Source organism: Pseudomonas sp. V98_8 (assembly GCF_029967975.1).
Lineage (GTDB): Bacteria > Pseudomonadota > Gammaproteobacteria > Pseudomonadales > Pseudomonadaceae > Aquipseudomonas > Aquipseudomonas umsongensis.
Genome location: NZ_JASCAE010000085.1, coordinates 128,561 through 155,159, shown reverse-complemented (window position 1 = coordinate 155,159; position 26,599 = coordinate 128,561). Strand labels below are relative to the sequence as shown.

Sequence of the window (26,599 nt, the reverse complement as noted above, 5' to 3'; positions counted from 1 at the left end):
CGGAGGACACTATGTCGAAGTCGGTTCAACTCATCAAAGATCATGACGTCAAGTGGATTGATCTGCGCTTCACAGACACCAAGGGCACTCAGCACCACGTGACCATGCCGGCTCGCGACGGTCTGGATGAAGACTTCTTCGAAGTCGGCAAGATGTTCGACGGCTCCTCCATCGCTGGCTGGAAAGGCATTGAAGCTTCCGACATGATCCTCATGCCGGACGACAGCACTGCCGTACTGGACCCGTTCACCGAAGAGCCAACCCTGATCCTGACCTGCGACATCGTCGATCCTTCGAGCATGCAAGGCTACGATCGCGACCCACGTGCGATCGCCAAGCGCGCTGAAGAACACCTGAAAGCCTCCGGCATTGGCGACACCGTATTCTGCGGCCCGGAGCCAGAGTTCTTCATCTTCGACCAAGTGAAGTTCAAGTCCGACATTTCCGGTTCCATGTTCAAGATCTACTCCGAACAAGGTTCGTGGATGTCTGACCAGGACATCGAAGGCGGTAACAAAGGTCACCGTCCAGGCGTCAAGGGCGGCTACTTCCCGGTTCCACCGTTCGACCACGACCACGAAATCCGTACCTCCATGTGCAACGCACTGGAAGAAATGGGCCTGACCGTCGAAGTTCACCACCACGAAGTGGCAACTGCCGGCCAGAACGAAATCGGCGTCAAGTTCAACACCCTGGTGAAGAAAGCCGACGAAACCCAAACCCTGAAGTACGTCGTGCACAACGTAGCCGATGCCTACGGCCGTACCGCTACCTTCATGCCTAAGCCTCTGTACGGCGACAACGGTTCGGGCATGCACGTTCACATGTCCATCTGGAAAGATGGCAAGAACACCTTCGCAGGCGAAGGTTATGCCGGCCTGTCCGACACCGCCCTGTACTTCATCGGCGGCATCATCAAGCACGGTAAGGCCCTGAACGGCTTCACCAACCCGGCGACCAACTCCTACAAGCGTCTGGTTCCAGGCTTCGAAGCACCGGTCATGCTGGCCTACTCGGCCCGTAACCGCTCCGCATCGATCCGTATTCCTTACGTGTCGAGCCCGAAAGCCCGCCGTATCGAAGCGCGCTTCCCGGATCCGGCTGCCAACCCGTACCTGTGCTTCGCCGCACTGATGATGGCTGGCCTGGACGGCATCCAGAACAAGATCCACCCTGGCGACGCAGCTGACAAAAACCTGTACGACCTGCCGCCTGAAGAGGCGAAAGAGATCCCACAAGTTTGCGGCAGCCTGAAAGAAGCCCTGGAAGAGCTGGACAAAGGTCGTGCGTTCCTGACCAAAGGCGGCGTTTTCAGCGACGACTTCATCGACGCCTACATCGCCCTGAAAAGCGAAGAAGAAATCAAGGTTCGTACCTTCGTACACCCACTGGAATATGAGCTGTACTACAGCTGCTGATCCGGTAGCGCCTGCGCAAGCGGCGTGACAAAGAGGCCTCCTTCGGGAGGCCTCTTTTTTGTAGGCAACTTCTCACGCAGGGGGTCCATGTTTCCCCGGGCATTCACGGCAACGTCCGGCATAAAAAAATATCGGCTAACCGTAGCCTGTACCGTCTTGAACTCAAAGGACGGCAACATGAAACCTTCCATGCTCACCCCCCTGTTTACCGCCCTCATCGCCCTTGCCCTACAGGGCTGTAGCAACTCAGCGTCCACGGCAGCGATCGAACGCAAAGTCCTGTTGCAAAGCAGCGCCTCCTGGGACAGCACGCCTTACACCCATTACCCTTACGCCGAACCACAACTTTCGGTGCTTAAATTGAAAATTCCGGCCAATACGCAACTTCCATGGCATCGCCACGCCATGCCAAATGCGGCGTATGTCCTCAGCGGGGAGCTGACGATAGAAAGCAAGGAAAGCGGCCAGGTTCGACGCGTCAAACAAGGCGAAGCGGTGGCCGAAATGGTCAATATCACCCACCGCGGAGTCACCGGCGAGGAACCGGTAGAACTTATCGTGTTCTATGCTGGGAGCGAGGGCATTCCTTTGTCAGAGTAATTTTTCGCTGCTCGCAGGGAGCCTGAATGCGACCATTCTTATTATTTCTGGGGCTTTTATCAGGCTTTCCTGCAACGGCCCAAATCTACAAATACACCGATGCTGCCGGCAACACGGCCTACAGCAATCAACCACCCAATGGTGTTAGCGCCCAGACGGTTGATTTACCCCCGCTTAACAGCGTCGATAGTCAACCGGCCAACGAACCTCCTGCGCCCGCCCCCATCGGCAACCCCGAGCAGATAAACAGCACCTACGAGATTCTTGAGCTGACTGGCCTGCCCAACGAAGGGGCCTTGCGCGCCAACAACGGCACCTTCACGGTCAACGTGCTGATCAAACCACGCCTGCAAGGCTCGCATCTGTTCAGGTTGTTACTGGACGAGCAACCCTATGGCCAACCAGGCAACGTTCCGAGTCTTCAACTGGTAAACATCGATCGCGGCCTGCACAGGCTCGCCGTTCAAGTGATCGACGGCGATACGGTGATACAACAAAGTCCCATCGTGACCTTTACCTTGCAGCGGGTGCACAAGCGTTGAAAGCCTGAGCGCGTTTCGCTTCTTTTAACCTCATACAGGATTACGCACTATATTGGTGCGATAGGTTGCACCGCGTTCCAATCACAGCCCATTTTGGTTCGAAACTTCCCGCGAAAGCTGGCAGAACGCCACGCAATCGAGCGTCAAACGCCTGTTTCAGGGGTTTAGCGCTTCTTTTCGGAGCCTTGGTTTGGTTTTTGCATTTTCCTCGCATCAGCTCTTTATTCATGCGCCAAAAGAGGTCCTGAATGACCATCAGCGACGCACTACACCGCTTGCTACTCGACAACCTGACCACCGCCACCATCCTGCTCAACGCCGAGTTGCGCCTTGAGTACATGAACCCCGCGGCGGAGATGCTCCTGGCCATCAGCGGCCAGCGCAGCCATGGGCAGTTCATCAGCGAGCTGTTTACCGAGTCCACCGAAGCGCTCAACTCTTTGCGCCAGGCGGTCCAGCAGGCGCACCCGTTCACAAAACGCGAAGCAATGCTCACCGCCCTCACCGGCCAGACCCTGACGGTCGATTACGCGGTAACACCGATCCTGAGCAATGGCGACACTCTGCTTCTGCTCGAAGTCCATCCCCGCGACCGCTTGCTGCGCATCACCAAGGAAGAGGCCCAGCTGTCGAAGCAGGAAACCAGCAAGATGCTGGTACGGGGCCTGGCCCATGAAATCAAGAATCCGCTGGGCGGTATTCGCGGCGCGGCACAGCTGCTGGCCCGCGAACTGCCGGAAGAAAGCCTGCGTGACTACACCAACGTCATCATCGAAGAGGCCGACCGCCTGCGCAACCTGGTCGATCGCATGCTCGGCTCGAACAAGCTGCCATCACTGGCCATGTGCAATATTCACGAAGTGCTGGAACGCGTCTGCCATTTGGTCGAGGCCGAGAGCCAGGGCTGCATCACGTTGGTGCGCGACTACGATCCGAGCATTCCGGACGTCCTGATCGATCGTGAACAAATGATCCAGGCCGTGCTGAACATCGTGCGCAATGCGATGCAGGCCATCAGCAGCCAGAATGAGCTGCGCCTGGGCCGCATCAGCCTGCGCACCCGCGCCATGCGCCAGTTCACCATTGGCCACGTGCGCCACCGCCTGGTGACCAAGATCGAAATCATCGACAACGGCCCGGGCATTCCTGCGGACCTTCAGGAAACCATCTTTTTCCCCATGGTCAGCGGCCGTCCGGACGGTACCGGGCTGGGCCTGGCCATTACCCAGAACATCATCAGCCAGCACCAGGGCTTGATCGAATGTGACAGCCACCCCGGCCACACCACATTCTCGATCTTTCTGCCACTGGAACAAGGAGCCACATCGACATGAGCCGTAGTGAAACCGTGTGGATCGTCGATGACGACCGTTCTATCCGTTGGGTCCTGGAAAAAGCCTTGCAGCAGGAAGGCATGACCACGCAAAGCTTCGACAGCGCCGATGGCGTGATGAGCCGCCTGGCGCGCCAGCAGCCCGACGTGATCATCTCCGACATCCGCATGCCCGGCGCCAGCGGCCTGGACCTTCTGGCGCGGATTCGCGAGCAACACCCACGGCTGCCAGTGATCATCATGACCGCGCACTCCGATCTGGACAGCGCTGTCGCGTCCTATCAAGGCGGCGCGTTTGAATACCTGCCCAAGCCGTTCGATGTCGACGAAGCGGTTTCCCTGGTCAAGCGCGCCAACCAGCACGCTCAGGAACAACAAGGCCTGGAAGTCCCGGTCGCACTGACCCGCACCCCGGAAATCATCGGCGAAGCACCCGCGATGCAGGAAGTGTTTCGCGCCATCGGGCGCTTGAGCCACTCCAACATCACCGTGCTGATCAACGGCGAATCCGGCACCGGTAAAGAACTGGTGGCGCACGCCCTGCATCGCCACAGCCCGCGCGCCGCTTCGCCATTCATTGCACTGAACATGGCAGCGATCCCCAAGGACCTGATGGAATCCGAGTTGTTCGGCCATGAAAAAGGCGCGTTCACCGGCGCCGCCAACCTGCGCCGCGGGCGATTCGAACAGGCTGACGGGGGCACGCTGTTCCTCGATGAAATCGGCGACATGCCGGCCGACACCCAGACTCGTTTGCTGCGGGTCCTGGCCGATGGCGAGTTTTACCGCGTCGGTGGTCACGTCCCGGTCAAAGTCGATGTGCGGATCATCGCCGCCACGCACCAGAACCTGGAAACCCTGGTGAATGCCGGGAAATTCCGTGAAGACTTGTTCCACCGTCTCAACGTGATCCGCATCCACATACCGCGCCTGTCGGACCGACGCGAAGACATCCCGACCCTGGCCAAGCACTTCCTCAGCCGTGCAGCGCAGGAGCTGGCGGTCGAGCCGAAACTGCTGAAAACCGAAACCGAGGAGTATCTGAAAAACCTGCCATGGCCGGGCAACGTTCGCCAACTGGAGAACACTTGCCGCTGGATCACCGTGATGGCCTCGGGTCGCGAAGTGCATATCGGCGATCTGCCTCCGGAGTTGCTGAGCCTGCCGCAGGACTCGGCCCCGGTGACCAACTGGGAACAGGCGCTACGCCAGTGGGCCGACCAGGCACTGGCTCGCGGTCAATCCAGCCTGCTGGACAGCGCCGTACCGACTTTCGAGCGGATCATGATCGAAACTGCCCTCAAGCACACCGCCGGCCGCCGGCGCGATGCCGCCGTATTGCTGGGATGGGGGCGAAACACCCTGACTCGCAAGATCAAGGAATTGGGGATGAAGGTTGATGGTGGGGATGATGATGAGGGGGATGAGGGTTAATCAGCCTTAGTTCTTCACTGACCGTCACACCCAATTCGCGAGCAGGCTCGCTCCCACAGTGGATTTGTAGTGTTCTCACTATCGAGTGAACGCTACCGAACCTTGTGGGAGCGAGCCTGCTCGCGAAGCTTTTTGGGCTCCCATGCACCGCCTGAAGGCACCGTGAACCGCAATCGCGCACTGCAACGGCTCCGAAATTCCGCCTCCGTTCGTAATCGAACCCCTATTGAAGAAACACGAAAGCCCCGGATTACGGGGCTTTCAGCTTTACTACGCGACTTTCTGTTTCAACTTGTTAAAACCTGGCACGCCCCCTGCAATAGTCTCATCAGTGATGCAGATCACCACCCAGTTTCGGGGACCTTGGTACAGGCAGGCCGGGGATTCCCCTCTTTACACCGGGCTCATACCGCACAAGCGACGAGCCCCCAGTTTTGGGGTCCTTGGTACAGGCAGGCCGGGGATTCCCTCTTTACACCGGGTTCAAGCGCAACGCGCGAGCCCTCCCGTTTTGGGGACCTTGGTACAGGCAGGCCGGGGATTCCCTCTTTTATTGCTCCCGGAGATGGATCTCCAGCCGCCAGCGGTCATCGACCTCGCTACCGGCCCACTCACCCTGCAGGGGACGGGCCGCCACCAGCGTCAACAACAATCCCCCGTCACTCAAGCGCACCCGCCAGTTCACATCCTTGCCGTTGAGCTTGAGCTGGCCTTTTTGCGCCTTGCCTTGAGCTTCGAACAACAACGCAACACTGCCTTCCACGATCTCGCCGTGGGTCTTGGGCTCATTGTTGAACCACACCACCAACCCGTCGCTGGTCACTTCGATCTGTTGCAATTCGCTGGGGTCTGGAGTGGTCAGACGACCAATCATCAACCCCACCATTACCCCCACAATGGCCAGTGAAGCCATCACACGCGGGAATAGTTTCGAACGAGGGTCGGCTTGCGGCGTAGAATGCCGCTCATCTCTACCTTCGGAGCCGTGCATGTTTCACGTCATCCTTTTCCAACCAGAAATTCCGCCGAACACCGGCAACGTTATCAGGCTGTGCGCCAACAGTGGCTGCCACCTGCATTTGATCGAACCGCTGGGCTTTGAGATGGACGACAAGCGTCTGCGCCGGGCGGGCCTCGACTACCACGAGTATGCCACCTTGCAACGTCACGCGGACCTGGCCAGCTGCCTGGAAAGCCTCGGTCATCCGCGCTTGTTCGCCTTCACCACAAAGGGCTCGCGGCCGTTTCACGACGCCAGCTTCGCCCCTGGTGACGCCTTCCTGTTCGGTCCGGAAAGCCGCGGCCTGCCAGCCGAGGTGCTCGACGCTTTGCCCGCTGAACAACGCCTGCGCCTGCCGATGCGCGAAGGCTGTCGTAGCTTGAACCTGTCCAACACCGTGGCCGTCGCCGTGTACGAAGCCTGGCGGCAGAACGACTTCAAATAACACCACATAACAAATGTGGGAGCGGGCTTGCTCGCGAATGCGGTGTGTCAGTCGACTTCAATCTTGACTGATACACCGCATTCGCGAGCAAGCCCGCTCCCACATTGGACTTGCTTCGACACTCAGACCGCTTATTGAACGGTCGGAGTCTCGCCCGCCGCTTGCATGCGTTGCAGTTCTTGCGCGTACAAGGCATCGAAGTTCACCGGAGCCAGCATCAGGGCCGGGAACGAGCCGCGGGTCACCAGGCTGTCCAGCGCTTCGCGAGCGTACGGGAACAGGATGTTCGGGCAGAACGCGCCCAGGGTGTGACTCATCGAAGCGTCGTCCAGGTTCTTGATCAGGAAGATACCGGCCTGTTGCACTTCGGCGATGAATGCCACTTCTTCACCGTTCTTCACGGTGACCGACAGGGTCAGCACAACTTCATGGAAGTCGCCTTCCAGCGCCTTTTGACGGGTATTGAGATCCAGACCGACACTCGGTTCCCACTGCTGGCGGAAGATCGCCGGGCTTTTCGGGGCTTCGAAGGACAAGTCACGTACGTAGATGCGCTGCAAGGAGAATTGCGGTGCGGTTTCTTCTTCGCTAGCTGCAGTGTTCTGTTGGTCAGTCATCTCAGATCCTTTCTGATCTTGGGCTTTTATAGGGTATGGAATTCAGGCCTTGAGCAGCGCGTCGAGCTTGCCGGCGCGCTCCAGGGCAAACAAATCATCACAACCGCCAACGTGGGTGCTGCCGATCCAGATCTGCGGCACGGACGTACGCCCGGCCTTCTGAGCCATTGCGGCGCGCACCTGCGGCTTGCCATCGACCTTGATCTCTTCGAAGGCCACGCCTTTGTTCTCGAGCAGGTATTTGGCTCGTGAGCAATAAGGGCAGTAATCGCTGGAATAGACGACGACGTTGCTCATATCACTTCACCAGCGGCAGATTGTCGGCTTTCCAGCTGGAAACACCACCGGACAGTTTGGCAGCGGTGAAGCCAGCCTTTACCAGTTCGCGAGCGTGAGTCCCGGCCGTCTGGCCCATCGCGTCGACCAGGATGATGGTCTTGGCCTTGTGCTTTTCCAGCTCGGCAACACGGGCAGCCAGTTTGTCGTGAGGAATGTTCAATGCACCAACAATGTGACCGGCGGCGAAATCCTTGGCAGGACGAATGTCGATTACCACGCCCGCGTCTTTGTTGACCAGGCCAGTCAATTCGCCAGTGCTCAGGCTACGACCGCCGCCCTGCATCTGATAGGCAATCAGCAACGCCAGCAGTACGACGAAGATACCGACGAGGATGTAGTGGTTAGTGGCAAATTCAATCAGGTGAGCAACCATCGAAGGAGGTTCCAGGGCGTTAAAATGTCGGCCAGTATACACAGCCACTATGGTGGGCCAAACCCCGTCCGGCGGTGACGTGGCCGGAACTTCGCTTTAAACTGCCACTCCCTTTTCCATCGCCCTCTTTTATCTCAGCCACGAGTGGACTCCATGACTACCACGCCTAAACCTTTGGTCCTGATTATTCTCGACGGCTTCGGTCACAGTGAGAGCCCTGAATCCAACGCCATCTTTGCGGCGAAGAAGCCCGTACTGGACCGTTTGTGGGCCACCGTGCCCAATGGCCTGATTTCAGGCAGCGGCATGGACGTCGGCCTGCCGGACGGCCAGATGGGCAACTCCGAAGTCGGCCACATGAACCTCGGTGCCGGTCGCGTGGTGTATCAGGACTTCACCCGTGTGACCAAATCGATCCGCGACGGCGATTTCTTCGAGAACCCGACCATCTGTGCCGCGGTGGACAAAGCTGTCGCTGCCGGGAAGGCCGTGCACTTCATGGGCCTGCTGTCCGATGGCGGCGTGCACAGCCACCAGGATCACCTGGTCGCCATGGCCGAACTTGCCGCCAAGCGCGGCGCCGAGAAAATCTACCTGCACGCCTTCCTCGACGGCCGCGATACGCCGCCGAAAAGCGCGCAATCGTCGATCGAACTGCTGGACGCTACCTTCCAGGCCCTGGGTAAAGGCCGGATCGCCAGCCTCATCGGTCGTTATTTCGCCATGGACCGCGACAACCGTTGGGACCGTGTCTCCCAGGCCTACAACCTGATCGTCGAAGGCCAGGGCGAATTCAACGCCGCCACCGCTCAGGAGGGCCTGCAGGCGGCTTACGAGCGCGGCGAAAGCGATGAATTCGTCAAGGCCACTTCCATTGGCGAGCCGGTGAAAGTCGAAGACGGCGACGCCGTGGTGTTCATGAACTTCCGCGCCGACCGCGCCCGCGAGCTGACCCGCGTTTTCGTCGAGGACGACTTCAAGGAATTTGCACGTAGCCGTCAGCCAAAACTGGCCGGTTTCGTCATGCTGACCCAATACGCCGCGAGCATTCCCGCACCTTCGGCCTTTGCCGCCGGCAGCCTGGAAAACGTGCTGGGCGACTACCTGGCGAAAAACGGCAAGACCCAGCTGCGTATCGCCGAAACCGAGAAGTACGCCCACGTGACCTTCTTCTTCTCTGGCGGTCGAGAAGAACCGTTCCCGGGCGAAGAGCGCATCCTGATCCCGTCGCCCAAAGTCGCTACCTATGACTTGCAGCCGGAGATGAGCGCGCCTGAAGTCACCGACCGCATCGTCGACGCCATCGAAAACCAGCGCTACGACGTGATCGTGGTCAACTACGCCAACGGCGACATGGTCGGCCACAGCGGCGTGTTTGAGGCAGCGGTCAAGGCTGTTGAGTGCCTTGACCAGTGCGTCGGCCGCATCGTCGATGCCCTGGAAAAAGTCGGCGGCGAAGCGCTGATCACCGCAGACCATGGCAACGTCGAGCAGATGTCCGACGAAACCACCGGCCAGGCCCACACCGCGCACACCACCGAACCGGTGCCGTTCATCTATGTCGGCAAGCGTGACCTGAAGGTTCGCGAAGGCGGCGTGCTGGCAGATGTGGCGCCAACCATGCTGAAGCTGTTGGGCCTGGAGAAGCCGGCGGAAATGACCGGTACTTCAATTCTGGTGTAACCGGGATATCCCAATCACCGAAAAACCCTGTGGGAGCGGGCTTGCCCGCGATGGCGTCGTGAAATTCAACATCAATGTTGAATGACAGAGTGCAATCGCGAGCAAGCGCGCTCCCACAGTGGTTTATGGTGTTTTCGAAATGGAATTCAGTCTGGCACTTGCTCCAGTCATCACACAGTCAGAAATGGGCATTTTTTTTGCTGCTCATGGCGGGCATACTAGGACGTCCCTTTCTTTGGTGTCGCCCGCCTCTATGCTTCGCGTCCTGATAGCCCTCGCCCTGACTTGCCTGCTCCAGCCGGCCTTCGCCGATGAGCGCGCGCAAACCCAGCAACAATTGGACGCCACGCGTCAGGACATTGCCGAGTTGAAAAAACTGCTGGGCAAGCTGCAGGAAGAAAAGTCCGGCGTGCAGAAAGACCTCAAGGGCACTGAAACCGAGATGGGCAAGCTCGAGAAGCAGGTCGACGCCCTGCAAAAAGAGCTGAAGAAAAGCGAAACCGAGTTGCAACGACTCGATGCAGAGAAAAAAAAACTCCAGAGCGCGCGCACTGAACAACAGCGACTGATCGCCATCCAGGCCCGCGCGGCTTATCAGAACGGCCGGCAGGAATACTTGAAACTGCTGCTCAACCAGCAGAACCCAGAGAAGTTCGCCCGCACGCTCACCTATTACGACTACCTGAGCCAGGCTCGCCTGGAGCAGTTGAAGAATTTCAACGAAACCCTGCGCCAGCTCGCCAATGTCGAAAAAGACATCGGCCTGCAGCAGGCGCAATTGCTGGTGCAGCAAAGCAGCCTGGAAACCCAGCGTGGCGAGCTCGAGAAAGTACGTCAGGAGCGCCAGCAAGTCCTGGCCAGGCTCAACGATGACGTGAAGGCTCGCGACCAGAAACTGGCAGCCCGTGAGCAGGATCAGGCAGACCTGTCTAAAGTCCTTAAAACCATTGAGGAAACCTTGGCCCGCCAGGCTCGTGAGGCAGAAGAGGCGCGACAAAAAGCGCTGATCGCCCAGCAGGAAGCCGAAAAAAAGCGTTTACGTGAGGCCCAGGCGCTGGCAGATGCCAACGACGATGCCCCACGCAAACCGGTTAAATCGACACCCGGCCCACTGGTTTCCAGTTCCGGCGAAACCTTTGGCGGCGCATTTGCTTCAACTCGCGGCAAACTTCCATGGCCTGTCGATGGTCGACTGTTGGCGCGCTTCGGTGAAAGCCGTGGCGACGACGCCCGGACCAAGTGGGACGGCGTAATGATCAGCGCTTCTGCAGGCAGTGCGGTGCATGCGGTGCATGGCGGTCGAGTGGTGTTCGCCGACTGGTTGCGCGGCGCCGGGCTGCTGGTGATTCTCGACCACGGTAACGGTTTCCTGAGTCTTTATGGTCACAACCAGACATTGCTCAAGTCTGCGGGTGACGTGGTAAAAGCCGGTGAATCCATCTCCACTGTCGGTAACAGTGGCGGGCAGGACACACCAGCGCTGTACTTTGCTATTCGTCAGCAGGGTCACCCGAGTGATCCGGCGCAATGGTGCCGCGCGCAAGGATAGGCGCTGAGTCACCTACATTAGGAGTTCGTTCGACATGCTGCATTTGTCCCGCCTTACCTCGCTGGCCCTGGCGATCGCCCTGGTGATCGGCGCGCCTCTGGCGTTTGCCGCTCAACCGGCCCCGGCAGTCGCGCCTGCGGGCACTGCCGCGACCACCAAGGCGCCACTGCCGCTGGAAGAGTTGCGCACCTTTGCCGAGGTCATGGATCGGATCAAGGCCGCGTATGTCGAACCGGTAGACGACAAGACCCTGCTGGAAAACGCGATCAAGGGCATGCTCAGCAACCTTGACCCGCACTCCGCCTACCTGGGACCTGAAGACTTCGCTGAACTGCAGGAAAGCACCAGTGGCGAATTCGGCGGCCTGGGCATCGAAGTCGGCGCCGAGGACGGCTTCATCAAAGTGGTGTCGCCAATCGATGACACACCGGCCTCCAAGGCTGGCATCCAGGCGGGCGACTTCATCGTCAAGATCAACGGCCAACCCACCCGCGGACAGAGCATGACCGAAGCCGTGGACAAGATGCGCGGCAAGATCGGCCAGAAAATCACCCTGACCCTGGTACGTGACGGCGGCACGCCGTTCGATGTGACCCTGGCCCGCGCCATCATTCAGGTGAAGAGCGTGAAGAGCCAGCTGCTCGAATCCGGCTATGGCTACATCCGCATCACCCAATTCCAGGTCAAGACCGGCGAAGAAGTGTCCAAGGCCCTGGCGAAGCTGCGCAAAGACAACGGCAAGAAACTCAAGGGCATCATCCTCGACCTGCGCAACAACCCGGGCGGCGTACTGCAATCGGCGGTCGAAGTGGTCGACCATTTCATCACCAAGGGCCTGATCGTCTACACCAAGGGTCGCATCGCCAACTCCGAACTGCGTTTCTCTGCCACCGGCAAGGACGAAAGCGAAGCCGTGCCAATGGTCGCGCTGATCAATGGCGGCAGCGCCTCGGCCTCGGAAATCGTCGCCGGCGCCCTGCAAGACCAGAAGCGCGCGGTGATCATGGGCACGCCGAGTTTCGGCAAAGGCTCGGTGCAAACCGTGCTGCCACTGAACAACGACCGTGCCCTGAAGATCACCACGGCGCTGTACTACACGCCAAACGGCCGCTCGATCCAGGCCCAGGGCATCGTCCCGGACATCGAAGTGCGCAAGGCCAAGATCACCAACGAGCAAGACGGCGACTACTTCAAGGAAGCCGACCTGCAAGGTCACTTGGGCAACGGCAACGGTGGCGCCGACAAACCGAGCAGTTCCGGCGGCAAGGCCAAGCCGATGCCGCAGGACGACGATTACCAACTGGCCCAGGCCCTGAGCCTGCTCAAAGGGCTGAGCATCACATCCGGCCGCTGAGATGCTAGCGCGGGTAGTCCTGGGGCTGTTGTGTTGCCTGGCGGGTGTTATTCACGCTGCGCCCGCCCCTCAAAAGGCTTACATCAGCCTGATCATCGATGACCTGGGGCAAAACCTGCCCCGGGATCGCCAGGTGCTGGCCCTTCCGGGGCCGGTGACGGCGGCGATCATGCCCGATACCCCTCACGCCACCGAATTCGCCCGCGAAGCCCATCGTGCCGGTAAAATCGTCATCCTGCACATGCCCATGGACCCGGCCACCGGTCCGTTCGCCTGGCATCCCGACTTGCCTGTCGAAGAGCTCGAGAAACGCCTGAACGCAGCGCTCAAGGTCGTACCCTACACCGCTGGCATCAACAACCACATGGGCAGCCGCATGACAGCCCAGCGACCGGCCATGGCCTGGTTGATGGCTGACCTGCAGCGTCGGCACAAGCTCTTCTTGGACAGTCGCACCAGTGCGCAGACCGTGGCGGCGGCCGAAGCGCAAAAGATTGGATTGGCGAGTATTTCGCGTGATGTGTTTCTGGATGATGAGCGCACTGAAGCGGCAATTTTCACCCAATTGCAGACAGCAATCAGCCTTGCGCAAAAGCAGGGTTCGGCGGTGATGATCGGGCATCCGTATCCGCAGACGCTGGCGGTACTGGAGCGTGAACTGCCCAAGCTCAAGGCTCAGGGCATCGAGTGGATTGATATCAAGCAGATGGTCAGTGTGCGCGGCAATCAGGCGACGCCTGCACATGGCAAAAACGGACGCTATCTCAACGCCTCAGCCTTCTGAACACCTTCGATGCCACACCGCCGCTGCCCTTCTTTCACAGCGGCCCAGGCATATTCTCTAGTGCACCTGCCCGTCGAGCGACGTCAGCCGGCAGGAACTCCTATCACACAAAGCTCCAGTTATTTATCACGTCCTATAAATAATTACCGCCAGCTGCCTCGCCCCTGCCCGGATAGTGAGACCTGAACAGATCGCGGCTCCCCCGAGCCCTTTGAACTCTCAGGATTGACTATGAACACGAATGGCAATGTGGCCTTACCCACCCGACAGATGACTTCAATAAAATTCAAGAACCTGCTGATCAACTTTACGACGGAATTCCACAGCATCACTTCCACGCAGACCTCGGCTTCGAACCCTGGCAATTTTTGGCGTCCCGCGCCGGCACCTGACGTACTGCCTGGATTTTTTCCGCTGGGCGATGTAATCGCGTCCGAGGACGGCGACATCAACGGCAAAAGAGTGGTAGCGGTTGTCTGTGAGGGCGACCTGCAGAGTGGCGATTCTGCGCAAACCAAAGCACTCAGTCCGCCGGACGACTATGAGCAACTCTGGAGAGATTCAAACTCAAAACAGGGCGGTGCAATGTGGCGACCTATCGCCCCTGATGGATATATTGCACTGGGCGTGGTGTGCAGCCGTGGCGACGAAAAACCACCACTTCATGCAGTACGCTGTGTGCGGGCTGATCTGGTCATTTCTTCGCGCGTAGGCAATTCGATCTGGAACAATTGGGACAGTGGCGCAGAGGAGAGCTTTAGTGCCTATCAAGTAGAGCCTCCGGTTCCTGCAGCAGGAGAAATCTATTTTGCACCAGGCACCTTTATCGGCTTCAAGAAAGACAGCCAATCTTCCATACTCGTTGAAGCTTTTTCATTGCGTATGGAGATACCCCTCAAGATCAATCCGGCGCCAACGCCGCCAGTGCTTTCGGGATTCGAATCACCCTCGTCTCTAGAACCCTCCCAAGCCACTCAAATTGCCACGATTCCCTGGTTCGCGGTCAAAGACATCGCACTGCGCCCCATCGATCAATTTCGAACATCACCTTACTACTACCTGAACAGAACGGACCATTACGTACTGATCGGGCACAGCCATAACACGGGTGACGAGGAAAGTGCGTTCAAATGGACAGCGGGACGAGTGCTGGTCAGCAACGTCTTACAGATTTTCATACGCGAAACATCCATCCAGGTCCAAACCGAATGGACTAGCGGCACTTCAGACGCTGGTCAGCCTGTAAATTTCTCGGCCAAACTAAGCGAGAGTTTTATTCACAATGAAACGTCGTCCAGTGGATGGAGCAATTCCAAAACCGAAACGGTCGAGGCCATCGTTCCACCAAACAAGATGGTGGCTGTTTATCAGTTGCAGAGCCATTACGACCTGCTACGCGAAGATGGCACTGAAGCGGCAGTCAATTTTTCTTATGCCGACAGGGGCCGTTTCCATTTCACCGAATACCCACCTGGAGGTAACGCACCGTTGGTTGCCCCTCAACCGCCGACCGACTCGACAGCGATTACAGATACCGCCCCATGATCTCGTCGACCATGCCATCTTTGCGTAGCTGATCCAGCGCAGCCTGCAACTTGGCCACGGTTTCGTCCGGCACGTTTTTGTTCAGCGCCAGGTACAGTTCAGCGCTGTTGAAACGCAACACGGTCTTCAGCCCGTTTACCCCGTCCTGGCGCGCCAGATAGCGCCCGGCCGGGTCGCCGGTGGCCCACAGGTCGATCTGTCCGCTGACCAGCTTCTTCGCATTATCCTGATCACGTAGCACCACGATGGGCTTCAGGCCCTGCTTGGCGAGCGTCTCGGCAATCGCATCGCCCTTGTACGCGCCAATCCTGTACTTGCGCGCGTCCTCCAGGCTCTCGAGGGAGATTTTGCTGTCAGCCTTGGCCAGCATGATCCAGTCATCCGGACCGATCGGCCCGACCCACTTGAAAAGCCGCTCGCGGTCCGGCAAACGGGCCATTACGAATGCTCCGTAACCGGGGTTTTCCAGCGCGAGTTTGTAGACCCGCTCCCAGGGGAAACGCAGGGTCAGGCTATAGGTGACGTTGCCGCGCTTGAACATCTCGCGAACGATGTCCACGGCGATACCATTGATGTTCTCGTCCTGAGCGAAGTTCTTGCCGTTCTTGGCCATGTTGTAGGGCGGGAAGTTTTCCGTCAGCAACACCAGTTCCGTGGTGGAGCTGTCGGCGGCGCGTGCGCTACTGATGAGCAACAAGGAAGCGCTGGCGAGAACAAGAAGAATGCGTTTAAACATGTCTGGCTACCGAAATCCATGGCGTACTCAAGAGTGCCCTGAGCCCGCCATGATGTCCACTGGCCTGTACCGGTTTGTTCAGCGCATCACAATACCGCGGTGGGCCATATAGGCCTTGGCTTCTTGAACGGTGTATTCACCGAAGTGGAAAATACTCGCTGCCAACACTGCACTGGCGTGGCCCTCGAGAATGCCGTCGGCCAGGTGCTGCAGGTTGCCGACACCACCGGAAGCGATCACCGGAATGCCCAATGCATCGCTGATGGCGCGGGTGACACCCAGGTCGAAGCCGTTTTTCATGCCGTCCTGGTCCATGCTGGTCAAGAGGATCTCACCGGCACCCAGGCCTTCCATCTTCTTCGCCCATTCGACCGCGTCGAGCCCGGTTGGCTTGCGCCCGCCGTGGGTGAAGATTTCCCAGCGCGGGGTTTCGCCAGGTCCCGAGACCTTCTTCGCATCAATGGCAACCACGATGCATTGCGAACCGAAGTGCTGCGCCGCTTCACCGACGAATTCCGGGTTGAACACGGCAGCGGTGTTGATCGAGACCTTGTCCGCACCGGCATTCAGCAGGTTACGAATGTCCTGCACGGTGCGTACGCCACCGCCCACGGTCAGCGGGATAAACACCTGGCTGGCCATGCGCTCGACGGTATGCAGCGTGGTGTCGCGACCGTCGACGCTGGCAGTGATGTCGAGGAAAGTAATCTCGTCGGCACCCTGCTCGTCATAACGACGGGCGATCTCCACCGGGTCGCCCGCGTCACGGATGTTCTCGAACTTCACACCTTTGACGACCCGGCCGTTGTCCACGTCCAGGCAAGGGATGATGCGTTTGGCCAGCGCCATGGTCAGTCCTCAGCCTTTGTACGAATCACAGAAAGCTTGCGCTTCCGCGACGTCGAGGGTGCCTTCATAAATCGCGCGACCGGTGATCGCACCGATGATGCCCGGCGCCTTGGCGTCAAGCAGGGTCTTGATGTCACCCAGGTTGTGGATGCCGCCGGAAGCGATCACCGGGATCTTCGTGGCAGCCGCCAGCGCAGCGGTGAACGGCACGTTGCAACCCTGCATCATGCCGTCTTTGGCGATGTCGGTATAAACGATGGCGGACACGCCGTCGGCTTCAAATTGCTTGGCCAGGTCGATCACCTGGATGGTGCTGATTTCAGCCCAGCCATCGGTAGCGACGAAACCGTCCTTGGCGTCCAGGCCGACAATTACCTTGCCCGGGAACGCGCGGCAGGCTTCGGCAACGAAGGCCGGGTCTTTCACGGCCTTGGTGCCGATGATCACGTAGCTCACGCCCGCTTTCACGTAGTGTTCGATGGTTTCCAGGGAACGGATGCCACCGCCAATCTGGATCGGCAGGTTCGGGTAGCGCTTGGCAATCGCAGTGACCACTTCGCCGTTGACCGGCTGGCCTTCGAACGCACCGTTCAGGTCGACCAGATGCAGACGACGGCAACCGCCCTCCACCCACTTGGCAGCCATGCTCACCGGGTCATCGGAGAACACTGTGGAATCTTCCATGCGGCCCTGGCGCAGACGAACACAGGCACCGTCTTTAAGATCGATAGCGGGAATAATCAGCATCTGGCAAACCTTCAAATTTGAATGTTCAGCTTGGCTCGGAAATCAGTTTTTCTCGAGCGCCCACAGGTCGCTTTCGATGCTTTCGAACCTCTCCTTGAGGTGCGCCTGCACATCGAATATCGCCCTGTTGTAATAGTGCGGAGCAATTTCGCGGGTAAACAGCTCAAGGATTTCGGCCGCTTCGAACGAACCCAGGTCCAGTTCGAAGCGATCCTCCATGAAGCGCTTGATCTTGTGATTGGCCTCACTCTCCTGTTCAGGAGTGAGGGTCAGGATCGGCGGCTTCTTCTTGACCGCCATTACCAGCGACCGTCCCACGCGGCGAAGTTCTGCAGCAACTGCAGGCCATGGGTATGGCTTTTCTCCGGGTGGAACTGCACGGCGAAACGCGAGCCTTCGGCCAGTGCTGCGGCAAAGTCGACCCCGTAATGACCGCCACCGACCACCTGCCGCGCATTACCGGCGGCGATGTAGTAGCTGTGCACGAAGTAAAACCGCGCCATGTCTGGAATATCGTGCCACAGCGGGTGACTCACCTTCTGCTTTACTTCGTTCCAGCCCATGTGCGGGACTTTCAGGTGTTCGCCATCCTCGACAAGATCCTTGCCGAAGAACTTCACCTGGCCCGGGAACAGGCCGATGCAGTCGACGCCGTCGTTCTCTTCGCTGTGCTCGAGCAAGGCCTGCATGCCAACGCAGATGCCGAGGAACGGGCGATCCTGGCTGACTTCACGTACCAGTGAATCGAAACCCAGTCGACGGATCTCCGCCATGCAGTCGCGGATCGCGCCAACACCGGGGAAAACCACCCGGTCGGCTTCGCGAATCACGTTCGCATCGCTGGTAATCAGGACCTTGCCAGCCCCCACGTGCTCGAGGGCCTTGGCCACCGAGTGCAGGTTGCCCATGCCGTAATCGATAACCGCGACCGTCTGCATTACAGGACGCCCTTGGTCGATGGCATTTGCCCGGCCATGCGGTCATCGAGTTCCACGGCCATGCGCAGGGCGCGACCGAAAGCCTTGAACACGGTTTCGATCTGGTGGTGGGTGTTGTGCCCACGCAGATTGTCGATGTGCAAGGTAACGTTGGCGTGGTTGACGAAGCCCTGGAAAAACTCCTGGAACAGGTCAACATCGAAACCGCCGACGGTGGCGCGGGTATACGGCACATGCATCTGCAGGCCTGGGCGGCCGGAGAAGTCAATTACCACGCGCGACAGCGCTTCATCGAGCGGCACGTAGGCGTGGCCGTAGCGACGGATGCCTTTCTTGTCGCCGATGGCTTTGGTGAATGCCTGACCCAGGGTGATACCGACATCTTCCACCGTGTGGTGGTCATCGATATGCAGGTCGCCTTTGCTGACGATATCCAGGTCGATCAGCCCGTGACGGGCGATCTGGTCCAGCATGTGCTCAAGAAAAGGTACACCGATATCAAATCGGGCCTTTCCGGTGCCATCCAGGTTGATCGAGGCTTTGATCTGGGTTTCCAGAGTGTCGCGCTCGACTGACGCCATACGTTCGGCCATCACCAGCTCCGCAAAATCATTGGGCGAAAAAGGCAACCATTATAGGGGCGCGGGCGCGAAACAGAAACACGGGAGGTGATATCGCTGACGGAGTGAATCCCCGGTCGTCGGGGATAGACATGTCCATACAAGCCATTTCAAGCACCACAAAACAAATGTGGGAGCGGGCTTGCTCGCGAACGGGGCTGCACATGCAACATATTTGTCGACTGTCAGACCGCATTCGCGAGCAGGCTCGCTCCCACAGGGTTTGGTGTTGGCCTGAAGATGTCAGGCCAGACCCTCAGCCTCTTAGTGGAACAGTACCGCTGTTTTTTGCAGCGTCACCCACACACCCCACGTCAATGGAATACCCACCGCCAGCCAGGCAGCCACCGCCAGTGGCTTGGTGCCCGCCGCCGCTTTCCACTCCAGCACGGTGCTGCTGTCAGCCCCTTTGTCGTGACCCAGCGCCTGTTCGGCAGCCAGTTCAGCGTCGGTCATGAAGTACTTGTCGGCCACCGGACGTACCAGCAGGTTGCAGATAAAGCCCAGTACCAGCAGGCCCGCCAGGATGTACAAGGTGATGTCATATGCCGCTGCACGCTCGACGCCGATGCTCAGCTGATATTCACGCAGGTAGTTCACCAGCACCGGCCCCAACACGCCCGCCGCCGCCCACGCCGTCAGCAGGCGACCATGGATAGCACCGACCATTTGCGTGCCGAACAGGTCAGCCAGGTAAGCAGGGACCGTGGCAAAACCACCGCCGTACATCGACAGGATGATGCAGAACGCTGCCACGAACAGCGCGACACTGCCCAGATGCCCAAGGTTCGGGATCAGTCCGTACAAAGCAAAGCCCAGGGCGAAGAACACGAAGTACGTATTTTTGCGGCCCAGGTAATCCGAAAACGAAGCCCAGAAGAAACGCCCGCCGATATTGAACAGGCTCAGCAAACCGGTAAAACCTGCAGCGATGGCGGCGATCGAAGCCAGTTGCGAGGCGTCCAGTTGACCAAATGTCAGGTCATTGCCCAGCAACTTGCCGGCAAAAACCTCCTGCAACAGTGGCGATGCCATGCCGAGGATGCCGATACCGGCGGATACGTTCAGGCACAACACCAGCCATACCAGGCGAAATTGTGGCGTCTTCCACGCCACGTTAACGTGCACGTGACGGTGGGTGATCATCGCGTTCGAGGCTTTTTTCGCAGGTGCCGTCCAGCCTTCAGGCTTCCAGCCGGTAGGCGGCACTCGATACGACAGCGCGCCGCCGATCATGAACACGAAATAAATCGCCGCCATGACCAGGAAGCTTTGCCACACGCCGACACTGGTAGGCGAGGCAAAATGACTCATCAACGCCGCCGCCAAGGGCGCACCGACCATTGCACCCCCGCCGAAACCCATGATCGCCATGCCGGTCGCCATGCCGCGTTTGTCCGGGAACCACTTGATCAAGGTCGACACCGGCGAGATGTAGCCCAGGCCCAGGCCGATACCGCCAATGACCCCGGAGCCGATCCACATCAGCCAGATCTGGTGGGTATAGACCCCCAGCGCAGAAATCAGCAGACCGCCGCACCAGCACAGCGCCGAGACGACACCCGCCTTGCGTGGGCCGGCATGCTCCAGCCAGCCACCCCAGATGGCGGCCGAGCAACCCAGGAAGATGAAGAACAGGGTGTAGATCCAGCCGAGCATCGAAATCGGCCAGTCGCATTGCGAAGAAAACACTTGAGCGATGAAGCTCATGTCGGGCGCACAAGCCACTGGCGCGGTGATGCCCAGCGCTTTGGACAGAGGCAACCAGAACACCGAAAAGCCATACGCCATGCCGATACACAGATGGATAGCCAGTGCGGCCGGTGGCACCAGCCATCGGTTGAAACCGGGCCTGGCGATAATGCGCTCCTTGGAAAGGAACGCGGGCTGGCCGGCTTGAAGGCCGTCTGCCGTGATGCTCGTGGTCATTGTTTATCCCCCAATTGTCAGTAGTGTTCGCCAACCACTCTTCACCCCCAGCCTTAATGCACGCAGACATGACCGTTTTTTAGGGAAAGGCTCGTTTTTCCTGCGACATCACGTCGCAGAGGGGCGGACGAACCGGTGCAGGGTAGCATTTGCCAGTGACCGAAAAACCAAACTGACATCACGTTTTCGAAGTTGTCCGTTTTCGTACCACTGAAGGAACCTCCCTCGCGATCATTGTCGAACTGATCAACCACTTCTTCTGCGGTACAGATCCTGATTACACGCAGGAAAAATCACTTTTTGCCTGGCTGCTCGACGCTCTGTCCTAGTGATCTGCCCGGTCGGGCGCTGCGGAGCGCTATACTCCCCGGCTAAATTTCGAATTCGACTAACTACAAGGACTCGCCCATGAAAGCGTTCGGCAAAATCCTGGGTCTGGTACTTCTCGGGCTGTTGCTGATCGTAGTGGCGCTGGGCTTTGCCCTGACCCACCTCTTCGATCCCAACGACTACAAAGACGAGATACGCCAGATTGCCCGCGACAAGGCCCACATCGAGCTGACGCTCAATGGCGATATCGGCTGGAGCCTGTTCCCTTGGCTGGGCCTGGAACTGCACGATGCGGCGGTCGCTACCCTGGCCAAGCCCGCCGAGCCGTTCGCCGACCTGCAGATGCTCGGCCTGTCGGTCCGCGTTCTGCCATTGCTACGCCGTGAGGTGCAGATGAGCGATGTGCGCGTCGAAGGCCTGAACCTGCGCCTGAACCGCGACAAAGATGGCCACGGCAACTGGGAAGACATCGGCAAGGTGCCCAAGCCTGCAACCACGGCCACGCCTGCCGATGCCACCAGCGAAGCTGAGCAGCCAACCACCGCCCAGGTGGAAAAACCGGCACAGCCCATTCGCCTGGACATCGACAGCCTGACCGTCAACAACGCCCGCGTGGAATACAGCGACGAAAAAACCGGCAAGCAATTCAGCGCCGAAAGCATCCAGCTCAGTACCGGCCCGGTGCACGACTCCACCAATATCCCGGTCAAGCTCACCGCGTTCCTGGGCACCAACCAGCCGGTCCTGCGGGTGCGCACCGAGCTCAACGGCGAATTGCGTTTCGAACGCGCGCTGCAGCGCTACAAGCTCGAAGACATGAAGCTGTCCGGTGAAGTCGCCGGCGATCCGCTGCAAGGCAAGACCGTGACTTTCGCGGCGCAAGGCCAGCTGTTGCTGGACAAGGCCGCCAACGTCGCCGAATGGACCGGGATCAAGGTCTCCGCCAACCAACTGCGAGCGTTGGGCGAGCTAAAGGTCAATGACCTCGATAAAACCCCGCAGGTTAACGGCGGCTTGTCGATTGCCCAGTTCGACCTGGCGAAATTCGTCGACAGCATCGGCCAGAAACTCCCGGCGATGGCCGAAGGCAGCCTGAGCAAGGTCGAACTGGCCACACGCCTGACCGGCACGCCCTCCAGCCTTACACTCGATGACATCAACCTGAAACTCGACGACAGTACCTTCACCGGCCGCATCGCTGTCGAGGATTTTGCCAAGCAATCCCTGCGCGCAACCCTCAAGGCCGATACCTTCAACGTCGACCGTTACCTGGCGCCGAAGTCGGCCGAGGCCAACAGCGCCAAGCAAGTGCGTCAGGCCGAAGTCGCCAGCACCGAAGCGGATGCCCTGGCCGGGGCCGGCAGTACACCCCTGCCGCAATCCCCAACCAAAGAAGCCTGGAGCAACGAGCGCCTGCTGCCGGTGGAACGCCTGAGCAAGCTGGATGTAGACGCCGACCTGACCTTCGGCCAGTTGATCCTGGAAAAACTGCCGATTCAAAACGCCGTGCTCAAGGCCAACGGCCAGGGCGGACTGTTGACGCTGAGCAGCCTGCGCGGTGACCTGTACGAGGGCAACTTCGAAGCCAAAGGCACCCTCGACGTGCGCCAGCAGGCACCCGTGTTGAACTTGCAGACGCAGATCAGCCGGGTGCCAGCGGAAAAAATCCTCGAAAGCCAGGGCAAGGAGCCGCCGGTCAAAGGCCTGGTTACACTCAACAGCACCCTCACCGGTAGCGGCAACAGCCAGAAAGCGCTGATAGAGACCCTTAACGGCAACGCCAGTTTCGTCATCAACAATGGCGTGCTGCTCAATGCCAACCTCGAACAACAGCTGTGCAAAGGCATCGCCACGCTCAACCGCAAGTCCCTCAGCGGCGAGCCACGGGGCAAGGACACACCGTTCCAGGAGCTCAAGGGCACCCTGACCTTTAGAAACGGTGTCGCGAACAACCCGGACCTGAAAGTGCGCATCCCCGGCATGACCGTCAACGGCGATGGCGATATCGACCTGCGCGTACTGGGCATGGATTACCGCGTGGGCATCATTGTCGAAGGCGACAAGAGCGACATGCCGGACCCGGCCTGCCAGGTAGGCGAGAAATTTGTCGGCATCCAGTGGCCGTTGCGTTGCCGCGGCCCACTGGAGCTCGGCGCCAAGGCCTGCCGCCTGGACAACGAGCGCATGGGCCAGGTCGCGAGCAAACTGGCGGGCGAGCGCATCAGCGAAAAAATCGACGAAAAGTTGGGCGACAAGGTCAGCCCGGAACTCAAGGACGCACTCAAGGGGCTGTTCAAGCGATGAGAGCCGAGCAGTTTTCATTGGCGGTGCTGGAATGGTTCGACCGCCACGGCCGCCACGATTTGCCCTGGCAACAGGGCATCACCCCTTATCGGGTGTGGGTCTCGGAAATCATGCTGCAACAAACCCAGGTCAGCACCGTGTTGAACTACTTCGACCGGTTCATGGCCTCGCTGCCGACGGTCGAAGCCCTGGCGGCGGCGCCCGAGGACGAAGTGCTGCACCTGTGGACGGGCCTGGGGTACTACACCCGCGCGCGTAATCTGCAGAAGACCGCGAAGATCGTCGTCGAGCAGTACGGCGGTGAATTCCCACGGGACGTGGAAAAACTCACCGACCTGCCCGGCATCGGCCTGTCCACGGCGGGCGCGATCGCCAGTATCAGCATGGGCCTGCGCGCGCCGATCCTCGATGGCAATGTCAAACGCGTGCTGGCGCGCTTTACCGCACAAGAGGGTTACCCGGGCGAGCCGAAGGTCGCCAAACAGCTCTGGGCGAACGCTGAGCGCTTTACGCCGCACGATCGGGTGAACGCCTACACCCAGGCGATGATGGACCTTGGCGCCACGCTCTGCACCCGCAGCAAGCCGAGTTGCCTGCTCTGCCCGCTGGAAAAGGGCTGTGAAGCGCACATGCTCGGCCTGGAAACCCGCTACCCGATTCCCAAGCCACGCAAAGCCATCCCGCAGAAACGCACGCTGATGCCGATGCTTGCCAATGCCGAAGGTGCGATCCTGCTTTACCGTCGACCTTCCACGGGCTTGTGGGGCGGCTTGTGGAGCTTGCCGGAACTCGATGACCTCGACGACCTGCAACACCTCGCCTCGCAGCACTCGCTGGAGTTGGGCAACCCGCAGGCGCTGCCGAACCTGGTGCACACCTTCAGCCATTTCCAGTTATCCATCGAACCCTGGCTGGTTCAGGTCCAGGAGGCTGGCCAGCACGTGGCCGAGGCCGACTGGCTCTGGTATAACCTCGCCACCCCGCCGCGCCTGGGCCTTGCCGCCCCGGTCAAGACCTTGCTCGAACGCGCGGCCGCCGTATTGAACGCAGGAGAGTCGTCATGACCCGCACCATCATGTGCCGCAAGTACAAAGAAGAATTGCCCGCCCTGGAGCGCGCTCCATTCCCGGGTGCCAAAGGCCAGGACATTCTTGACCACGTCTCGGCCAAGGCCTGGGGCGATTGGCAAAAACACCAAACGCTGCTGATCAACGAAAAGCGCCTGAACATGATGAACGCCGAAGACCGCAAATATCTTCAGGGCGAGATGGACAAGTACTTCTCCGGTGAGGATTACGCCAAGGCCGAAGGCTACGTTCCGCCTGCCGAGTAAGCCCGTGGAATCGGGGGGTCGGATCGTAAGCGACGGTAATAGTTAAATTTTTTTGATAACTTGCTTGACGACCCTCTGAAAAACCCGTTTAATGCGCCCCGTTGCCCAGATAGCTCAGTCGGTAGAGCAGGGGATTGAAAATCCCCGTGTCGGCGGTTCGATTCCGTCTCTGGGCACCACCTTTCGTTTTCAGGTGATGCCAAGCACACCTGGAAGCACACAAAAAACCCGCCTAGTGCGGGTTTTTTGCTTTTCAGGGTTTGTACCCTTGCATGCCCCCCGTGAAAGCTTGGCAAGCGATCACAAGGGGCGGCTGGAGTAGCCCGGCCTCAGCAGTCCGCTCACTCCGCCATCTGCAACTCCGGCAGCTTCATCCGGAACCCACGCGTAACGCCCATCAGACAAAGTAACCCTAACCCCATCCAGCCAAGACCAATCATGAACGACATGCTGGACAGGCTGGTCCACAGCCAAATGGTGCTGAGGAAGCCCAGGGCCGGCACCAGACCGTAGATCAGGCAATTGCGCAGGCCGCGCAGCTTCTGGTCGACGAGGTAATGCTTGATCACCGCCAGGTTCACCGCCGAGAACGCGAAGAGCGCGCCGAAGCTGATCATGTTGGCCACGGTATCCAGGGTGATGAACAGGGCAATCAGCGAAAACAGGCTGACCAGCATGATCGCCGTGGCCGGCACCCGCTTCTTCGAGACCAGCCTGCCGAACACCCGCGGCAGCGCACCGTCCCGACCCATGGCGAACAGCACCCGGGAGACGCTGGCCTGGGAGACCATCGCCGAGGCAAAACACCCAGCCACGTAGGTGGCGGTAAAGGCGGTCACCAGCAGCTCACCCCCCACGCGGCGCATGACGTCCAGCGACGCCGAGTCCGGGTCGGCAAAGGTGTTCCATTGTGGGTAGACCATTTGCGCGAAATACGAAACAAGGACAAACAGCAGGCCGCCGAGCAGGCTCACCACCATGATGGCGAGGGGGATGAGACGCCGCGGGTTGGGCGTCTCCTCGGCCATGGTCGACACGGCGTCGAAGCCGAGGAAGGACAGACACAGGACTGCTGCGCCGGTCATGATCAGCGGAACACTGAAGCCCTCGTGGTGGAAGGGTGCGAGCAACGAAACCGGCTCCGACTGATCCCCCAGGTTATGGATCGACAACGCCACGAACACAACGATGAAGACCAACTGGACGACAACGAGCAGCAAGTTGACCCGGGTGATGGATTCGATACCGATCAGGTTGAGGAAGGTCACCAGGGCAATGGAGCCGACCACCCACACCGCAGCGGGAACCGCGGGGAAGTATTCGGACATGTAGATGCCGATCAGCAGATAACTGAGCAGCGGCAGGAAGATATAGTCCAGCAACAAGGTCCAGCCGGCCATGAAGCCAAAGTAGCTACCGAAGGCCTTACGCGTATAGGAGTACACCGATCCCGAATACGGATGTGCCTGCACCATGCGTCCGTAGCTGTAGGCAGTCAGCAGCATGGCGGCAAGGGTCAGCAGGTAGGCGGTAGGCAAGTGGCCCTTGGTCATCTGGGTCACCAGGCCATAGGTGGTGAACACCGCCAGTGGGACCATGTACGCCAGGCCGAAGAGGACCAGCGCGGTAAGACCCAGGGATTGTCGAAACCTGCCAGGCGAAACCGATTCCGATGGGGTGTGATGGGAAGGAGTGTCGGCCACGCTTGTTATTGTATTCATTGCTGACTCCTGAAAATTTGAATGCAGGACGCTGCGGTATCCGAAGAACGGTCACCGTTAGTGAATGATCTGCTGA

The 26,599-nt window shown here is 59.3% G+C and carries 26 protein-coding genes and 1 tRNA gene; 15 read left to right on the top strand and 12 right to left on the bottom strand.

Annotation, left to right across the window (positions count from 1 at the left end; translation table 11 throughout):
- Window positions 1-11: 11 nt before the first annotated feature.
- The 5 genes from glnA (at window position 12) to ntrC (ending at window position 5,327) form a co-directional block, all read left to right on the top strand.
- Entirely contained in the window at window positions 12-1,418 is a 1,407-nt protein-coding gene (glnA, locus tag QLG10_RS26940) for a type I glutamate--ammonia ligase (protein ID WP_020797428.1), read from the top strand.
- A gap of 177 nt (window positions 1,419-1,595) precedes the next feature.
- Entirely contained in the window at window positions 1,596-2,018 is a 423-nt protein-coding gene (locus QLG10_RS26935) for a cupin domain-containing protein (RefSeq protein WP_083350013.1), read from the top strand.
- A 26-nt stretch (window positions 2,019-2,044) separates the two neighbouring features.
- Window positions 2,045-2,560, top strand: a complete 516-nt coding sequence (locus QLG10_RS26930) for a DUF4124 domain-containing protein (RefSeq protein WP_282488313.1) — start codon at window positions 2,045-2,047, stop codon at window positions 2,558-2,560.
- A 248-nt stretch (window positions 2,561-2,808) separates the two neighbouring features.
- Complete coding sequence (glnL, locus tag QLG10_RS26925; protein ID WP_020797424.1) at window positions 2,809-3,894, top strand: nitrogen regulation protein NR(II); 1,086 nt, start codon at window positions 2,809-2,811, stop codon at window positions 3,892-3,894.
- A complete protein-coding gene (gene ntrC, locus QLG10_RS26920) occupies window positions 3,891-5,327 on the top strand; it encodes a nitrogen regulation protein NR(I) (RefSeq protein ID WP_282488312.1) in 1,437 nt (478 codons plus the stop codon). The genes glnL and ntrC overlap by 4 nt, the downstream gene beginning before the upstream one ends.
- A gap of 550 nt (window positions 5,328-5,877) precedes the next feature.
- Here the strand turns inward: ntrC and QLG10_RS26915 are convergent.
- Window positions 5,878-6,318, bottom strand: coding sequence for a hypothetical protein (locus QLG10_RS26915; RefSeq protein ID WP_033044422.1), 441 nt, complete (start codon window positions 6,316-6,318; stop codon window positions 5,878-5,880).
- Between QLG10_RS26915 and trmL the strand changes: the two genes are divergently transcribed.
- The gene (trmL, locus tag QLG10_RS26910) at window positions 6,317-6,772 is read left to right on the top strand and encodes a tRNA (uridine(34)/cytosine(34)/5-carboxymethylaminomethyluridine(34)-2'-O)-methyltransferase TrmL (protein WP_110751963.1); all 456 of its coding nucleotides are present in this window, start codon (window positions 6,317-6,319) and stop codon (window positions 6,770-6,772) included. The two genes, QLG10_RS26915 and trmL, sit on opposite strands and share 2 nt — an antisense overlap.
- Before the next feature lie 131 nt (window positions 6,773-6,903).
- On the opposite strand, the gene secB is transcribed toward trmL, so the two are convergent.
- The 3 genes from secB to QLG10_RS26895 are packed head-to-tail and all read right to left on the bottom strand — an operon-like array spanning window position 6,904 to window position 8,101.
- Window positions 6,904-7,389, bottom strand: coding sequence for a protein-export chaperone SecB (secB, locus tag QLG10_RS26905; protein WP_008058540.1), 486 nt, complete (start codon window positions 7,387-7,389; stop codon window positions 6,904-6,906).
- Between the two features lie 42 nt (window positions 7,390-7,431).
- The gene (gene grxC, locus QLG10_RS26900) at window positions 7,432-7,686 is read right to left on the bottom strand and encodes a glutaredoxin 3 (RefSeq protein WP_008058538.1); all 255 of its coding nucleotides are present in this window, start codon (window positions 7,684-7,686) and stop codon (window positions 7,432-7,434) included.
- Between the two features lies 1 nt (window position 7,687).
- Window positions 7,688-8,101, bottom strand: coding sequence for a rhodanese-like domain-containing protein (locus QLG10_RS26895; RefSeq protein WP_110751961.1), 414 nt, complete (start codon window positions 8,099-8,101; stop codon window positions 7,688-7,690).
- A 153-nt stretch (window positions 8,102-8,254) separates the two neighbouring features.
- On the opposite strand from QLG10_RS26895, the gene gpmI reads away from it, so the two are divergent.
- The 5 genes from gpmI to QLG10_RS26870 all read left to right on the top strand — a co-directional run bounded on the left by gpmI (window position 8,255) and on the right by QLG10_RS26870 (window position 15,016).
- Entirely contained in the window at window positions 8,255-9,784 is a 1,530-nt protein-coding gene (gene gpmI / locus QLG10_RS26890) for a 2,3-bisphosphoglycerate-independent phosphoglycerate mutase (protein ID WP_282488310.1), read from the top strand.
- A gap of 253 nt (window positions 9,785-10,037) precedes the next feature.
- Window positions 10,038-11,333 carry a murein hydrolase activator EnvC gene (locus QLG10_RS26885; protein WP_110751957.1) on the top strand — a complete coding sequence of 432 codons (1,296 nt, stop codon included), beginning with the start codon at window positions 10,038-10,040 and terminating at the stop codon, window positions 11,331-11,333.
- A 34-nt stretch (window positions 11,334-11,367) separates the two neighbouring features.
- On the top strand, window positions 11,368-12,687 hold the full coding sequence (locus tag QLG10_RS26880; protein ID WP_110751955.1) for a S41 family peptidase: 1,320 nt from the start codon (window positions 11,368-11,370) through the stop codon (window positions 12,685-12,687).
- Between the two features lies 1 nt (window position 12,688).
- Window positions 12,689-13,471 (top strand): divergent polysaccharide deacetylase family protein, encoded by a 783-nt coding sequence (locus QLG10_RS26875; RefSeq protein WP_188265081.1) that lies wholly within the window; start codon window positions 12,689-12,691, stop codon window positions 13,469-13,471.
- A gap of 231 nt (window positions 13,472-13,702) precedes the next feature.
- On the top strand, window positions 13,703-15,016 hold the full coding sequence (locus QLG10_RS26870) for a Vps62-related protein (RefSeq protein ID WP_110751951.1): 1,314 nt from the start codon (window positions 13,703-13,705) through the stop codon (window positions 15,014-15,016).
- Here QLG10_RS26870 and QLG10_RS26865 read toward each other — a convergent pair.
- The 7 genes from QLG10_RS26865 to QLG10_RS26835 form a co-directional block, all read right to left on the bottom strand.
- Window positions 14,997-15,752, bottom strand: coding sequence for an ABC transporter substrate-binding protein (locus tag QLG10_RS26865; protein ID WP_282488309.1), 756 nt, complete (start codon window positions 15,750-15,752; stop codon window positions 14,997-14,999). The two genes, QLG10_RS26870 and QLG10_RS26865, sit on opposite strands and share 20 nt — an antisense overlap.
- A 78-nt stretch (window positions 15,753-15,830) precedes the next feature.
- Entirely contained in the window at window positions 15,831-16,601 is a 771-nt protein-coding gene (hisF, locus tag QLG10_RS26860) for an imidazole glycerol phosphate synthase subunit HisF (RefSeq protein WP_007897430.1), read from the bottom strand.
- A 9-nt stretch (window positions 16,602-16,610) separates the two neighbouring features.
- The gene (gene hisA / locus QLG10_RS26855; RefSeq protein ID WP_007972753.1) at window positions 16,611-17,348 is read right to left on the bottom strand and encodes a 1-(5-phosphoribosyl)-5-[(5-phosphoribosylamino)methylideneamino]imidazole-4-carboxamide isomerase; all 738 of its coding nucleotides are present in this window, start codon (window positions 17,346-17,348) and stop codon (window positions 16,611-16,613) included.
- Between the two features lie 42 nt (window positions 17,349-17,390).
- A complete protein-coding gene (locus QLG10_RS26850) occupies window positions 17,391-17,648 on the bottom strand; it encodes a DUF2164 domain-containing protein (protein ID WP_020795737.1) in 258 nt (85 codons plus the stop codon).
- Window positions 17,648-18,286: an imidazole glycerol phosphate synthase subunit HisH gene (hisH, locus tag QLG10_RS26845; RefSeq protein ID WP_020795738.1), complete on the bottom strand. Its 639-nt coding sequence runs from the start codon at window positions 18,284-18,286 to the stop codon at window positions 17,648-17,650. Before hisH ends, QLG10_RS26850 begins: the two co-directional genes overlap by 1 nt.
- Window positions 18,286-18,879: an imidazoleglycerol-phosphate dehydratase HisB gene (hisB, locus tag QLG10_RS26840; protein WP_007939452.1), complete on the bottom strand. Its 594-nt coding sequence runs from the start codon at window positions 18,877-18,879 to the stop codon at window positions 18,286-18,288. The genes hisH and hisB overlap by 1 nt, the downstream gene beginning before the upstream one ends.
- A 291-nt stretch (window positions 18,880-19,170) precedes the next feature.
- Entirely contained in the window at window positions 19,171-20,835 is a 1,665-nt protein-coding gene (locus QLG10_RS26835) for an OFA family MFS transporter (protein ID WP_282488308.1), read from the bottom strand.
- A 408-nt stretch (window positions 20,836-21,243) separates the two neighbouring features.
- Between QLG10_RS26835 and QLG10_RS26830 the strand changes: the two genes are divergently transcribed.
- The 4 genes from QLG10_RS26830 (at window position 21,244) to QLG10_RS26815 (ending at window position 24,981) form a co-directional block, all read left to right on the top strand.
- Window positions 21,244-23,469 (top strand): AsmA family protein, encoded by a 2,226-nt coding sequence (locus tag QLG10_RS26830; protein ID WP_282488307.1) that lies wholly within the window; start codon window positions 21,244-21,246, stop codon window positions 23,467-23,469.
- Window positions 23,466-24,533: an A/G-specific adenine glycosylase gene (gene mutY / locus QLG10_RS26825; RefSeq protein WP_033043801.1), complete on the top strand. Its 1,068-nt coding sequence runs from the start codon at window positions 23,466-23,468 to the stop codon at window positions 24,531-24,533. The genes QLG10_RS26830 and mutY overlap by 4 nt, the downstream gene beginning before the upstream one ends.
- Window positions 24,530-24,802, top strand: a complete 273-nt coding sequence (locus QLG10_RS26820; protein WP_282488306.1) for an oxidative damage protection protein — start codon at window positions 24,530-24,532, stop codon at window positions 24,800-24,802. The genes mutY and QLG10_RS26820 overlap by 4 nt, the downstream gene beginning before the upstream one ends.
- A gap of 103 nt (window positions 24,803-24,905) precedes the next feature.
- Window positions 24,906-24,981 (top strand) — tRNA-Phe (locus tag QLG10_RS26815).
- A 162-nt stretch (window positions 24,982-25,143) separates the two neighbouring features.
- Here the strand turns inward: QLG10_RS26815 and QLG10_RS26810 are convergent.
- On the bottom strand, window positions 25,144-26,523 hold the full coding sequence (locus tag QLG10_RS26810; protein ID WP_110751943.1) for an APC family permease: 1,380 nt from the start codon (window positions 26,521-26,523) through the stop codon (window positions 25,144-25,146).
- Window positions 26,524-26,599 lie beyond the last annotated feature (76 nt).

What these genes read in the sequence shown, in the direction of transcription:
- glnA (WP_020797428.1), top strand. Translation starts at nt 12, where the DNA reads ATGTCGAAGTCGGTTCAACTCATCAAAGATCATGACGTCAAGTGGATT.
- QLG10_RS26935 (WP_083350013.1), top strand. Translation starts at nt 1,596, where the DNA reads ATGAAACCTTCCATGCTCACCCCCCTGTTTACCGCCCTCATCGCCCTT.
- QLG10_RS26930 (WP_282488313.1), top strand. Translation starts at nt 2,045, where the DNA reads ATGCGACCATTCTTATTATTTCTGGGGCTTTTATCAGGCTTTCCTGCA.
- glnL (WP_020797424.1), top strand. Translation starts at nt 2,809, where the DNA reads ATGACCATCAGCGACGCACTACACCGCTTGCTACTCGACAACCTGACC.
- ntrC (WP_282488312.1), top strand. Translation starts at nt 3,891, where the DNA reads ATGAGCCGTAGTGAAACCGTGTGGATCGTCGATGACGACCGTTCTATC.
- trmL (WP_110751963.1), top strand. Translation starts at nt 6,317, where the DNA reads ATGTTTCACGTCATCCTTTTCCAACCAGAAATTCCGCCGAACACCGGC.
- QLG10_RS26915 (WP_033044422.1), bottom strand. Translation starts at nt 6,318, where the DNA reads ATGCACGGCTCCGAAGGTAGAGATGAGCGGCATTCTACGCCGCAAGCC.
- secB (WP_008058540.1), bottom strand. Translation starts at nt 7,389, where the DNA reads ATGACTGACCAACAGAACACTGCAGCTAGCGAAGAAGAAACCGCACCG.
- grxC (WP_008058538.1), bottom strand. Translation starts at nt 7,686, where the DNA reads ATGAGCAACGTCGTCGTCTATTCCAGCGATTACTGCCCTTATTGCTCA.
- QLG10_RS26895 (WP_110751961.1), bottom strand. Translation starts at nt 8,101, where the DNA reads ATGGTTGCTCACCTGATTGAATTTGCCACTAACCACTACATCCTCGTC.
- gpmI (WP_282488310.1), top strand. Translation starts at nt 8,255, where the DNA reads ATGACTACCACGCCTAAACCTTTGGTCCTGATTATTCTCGACGGCTTC.
- QLG10_RS26885 (WP_110751957.1), top strand. Translation starts at nt 10,038, where the DNA reads ATGCTTCGCGTCCTGATAGCCCTCGCCCTGACTTGCCTGCTCCAGCCG.
- QLG10_RS26880 (WP_110751955.1), top strand. Translation starts at nt 11,368, where the DNA reads ATGCTGCATTTGTCCCGCCTTACCTCGCTGGCCCTGGCGATCGCCCTG.
- QLG10_RS26875 (WP_188265081.1), top strand. Translation starts at nt 12,689, where the DNA reads ATGCTAGCGCGGGTAGTCCTGGGGCTGTTGTGTTGCCTGGCGGGTGTT.
- QLG10_RS26870 (WP_110751951.1), top strand. Translation starts at nt 13,703, where the DNA reads ATGAACACGAATGGCAATGTGGCCTTACCCACCCGACAGATGACTTCA.
- QLG10_RS26865 (WP_282488309.1), bottom strand. Translation starts at nt 15,752, where the DNA reads ATGTTTAAACGCATTCTTCTTGTTCTCGCCAGCGCTTCCTTGTTGCTC.
- hisF (WP_007897430.1), bottom strand. Translation starts at nt 16,601, where the DNA reads ATGGCGCTGGCCAAACGCATCATCCCTTGCCTGGACGTGGACAACGGC.
- hisA (WP_007972753.1), bottom strand. Translation starts at nt 17,348, where the DNA reads ATGCTGATTATTCCCGCTATCGATCTTAAAGACGGTGCCTGTGTTCGT.
- QLG10_RS26850 (WP_020795737.1), bottom strand. Translation starts at nt 17,648, where the DNA reads ATGGCGGTCAAGAAGAAGCCGCCGATCCTGACCCTCACTCCTGAACAG.
- hisH (WP_020795738.1), bottom strand. Translation starts at nt 18,286, where the DNA reads ATGCAGACGGTCGCGGTTATCGATTACGGCATGGGCAACCTGCACTCG.
- hisB (WP_007939452.1), bottom strand. Translation starts at nt 18,879, where the DNA reads ATGGCCGAACGTATGGCGTCAGTCGAGCGCGACACTCTGGAAACCCAG.
- QLG10_RS26835 (WP_282488308.1), bottom strand. Translation starts at nt 20,835, where the DNA reads ATGACCACGAGCATCACGGCAGACGGCCTTCAAGCCGGCCAGCCCGCG.
- QLG10_RS26830 (WP_282488307.1), top strand. Translation starts at nt 21,244, where the DNA reads ATGAAAGCGTTCGGCAAAATCCTGGGTCTGGTACTTCTCGGGCTGTTG.
- mutY (WP_033043801.1), top strand. Translation starts at nt 23,466, where the DNA reads ATGAGAGCCGAGCAGTTTTCATTGGCGGTGCTGGAATGGTTCGACCGC.
- QLG10_RS26820 (WP_282488306.1), top strand. Translation starts at nt 24,530, where the DNA reads ATGACCCGCACCATCATGTGCCGCAAGTACAAAGAAGAATTGCCCGCC.
- QLG10_RS26810 (WP_110751943.1), bottom strand. Translation starts at nt 26,523, where the DNA reads ATGAATACAATAACAAGCGTGGCCGACACTCCTTCCCATCACACCCCA.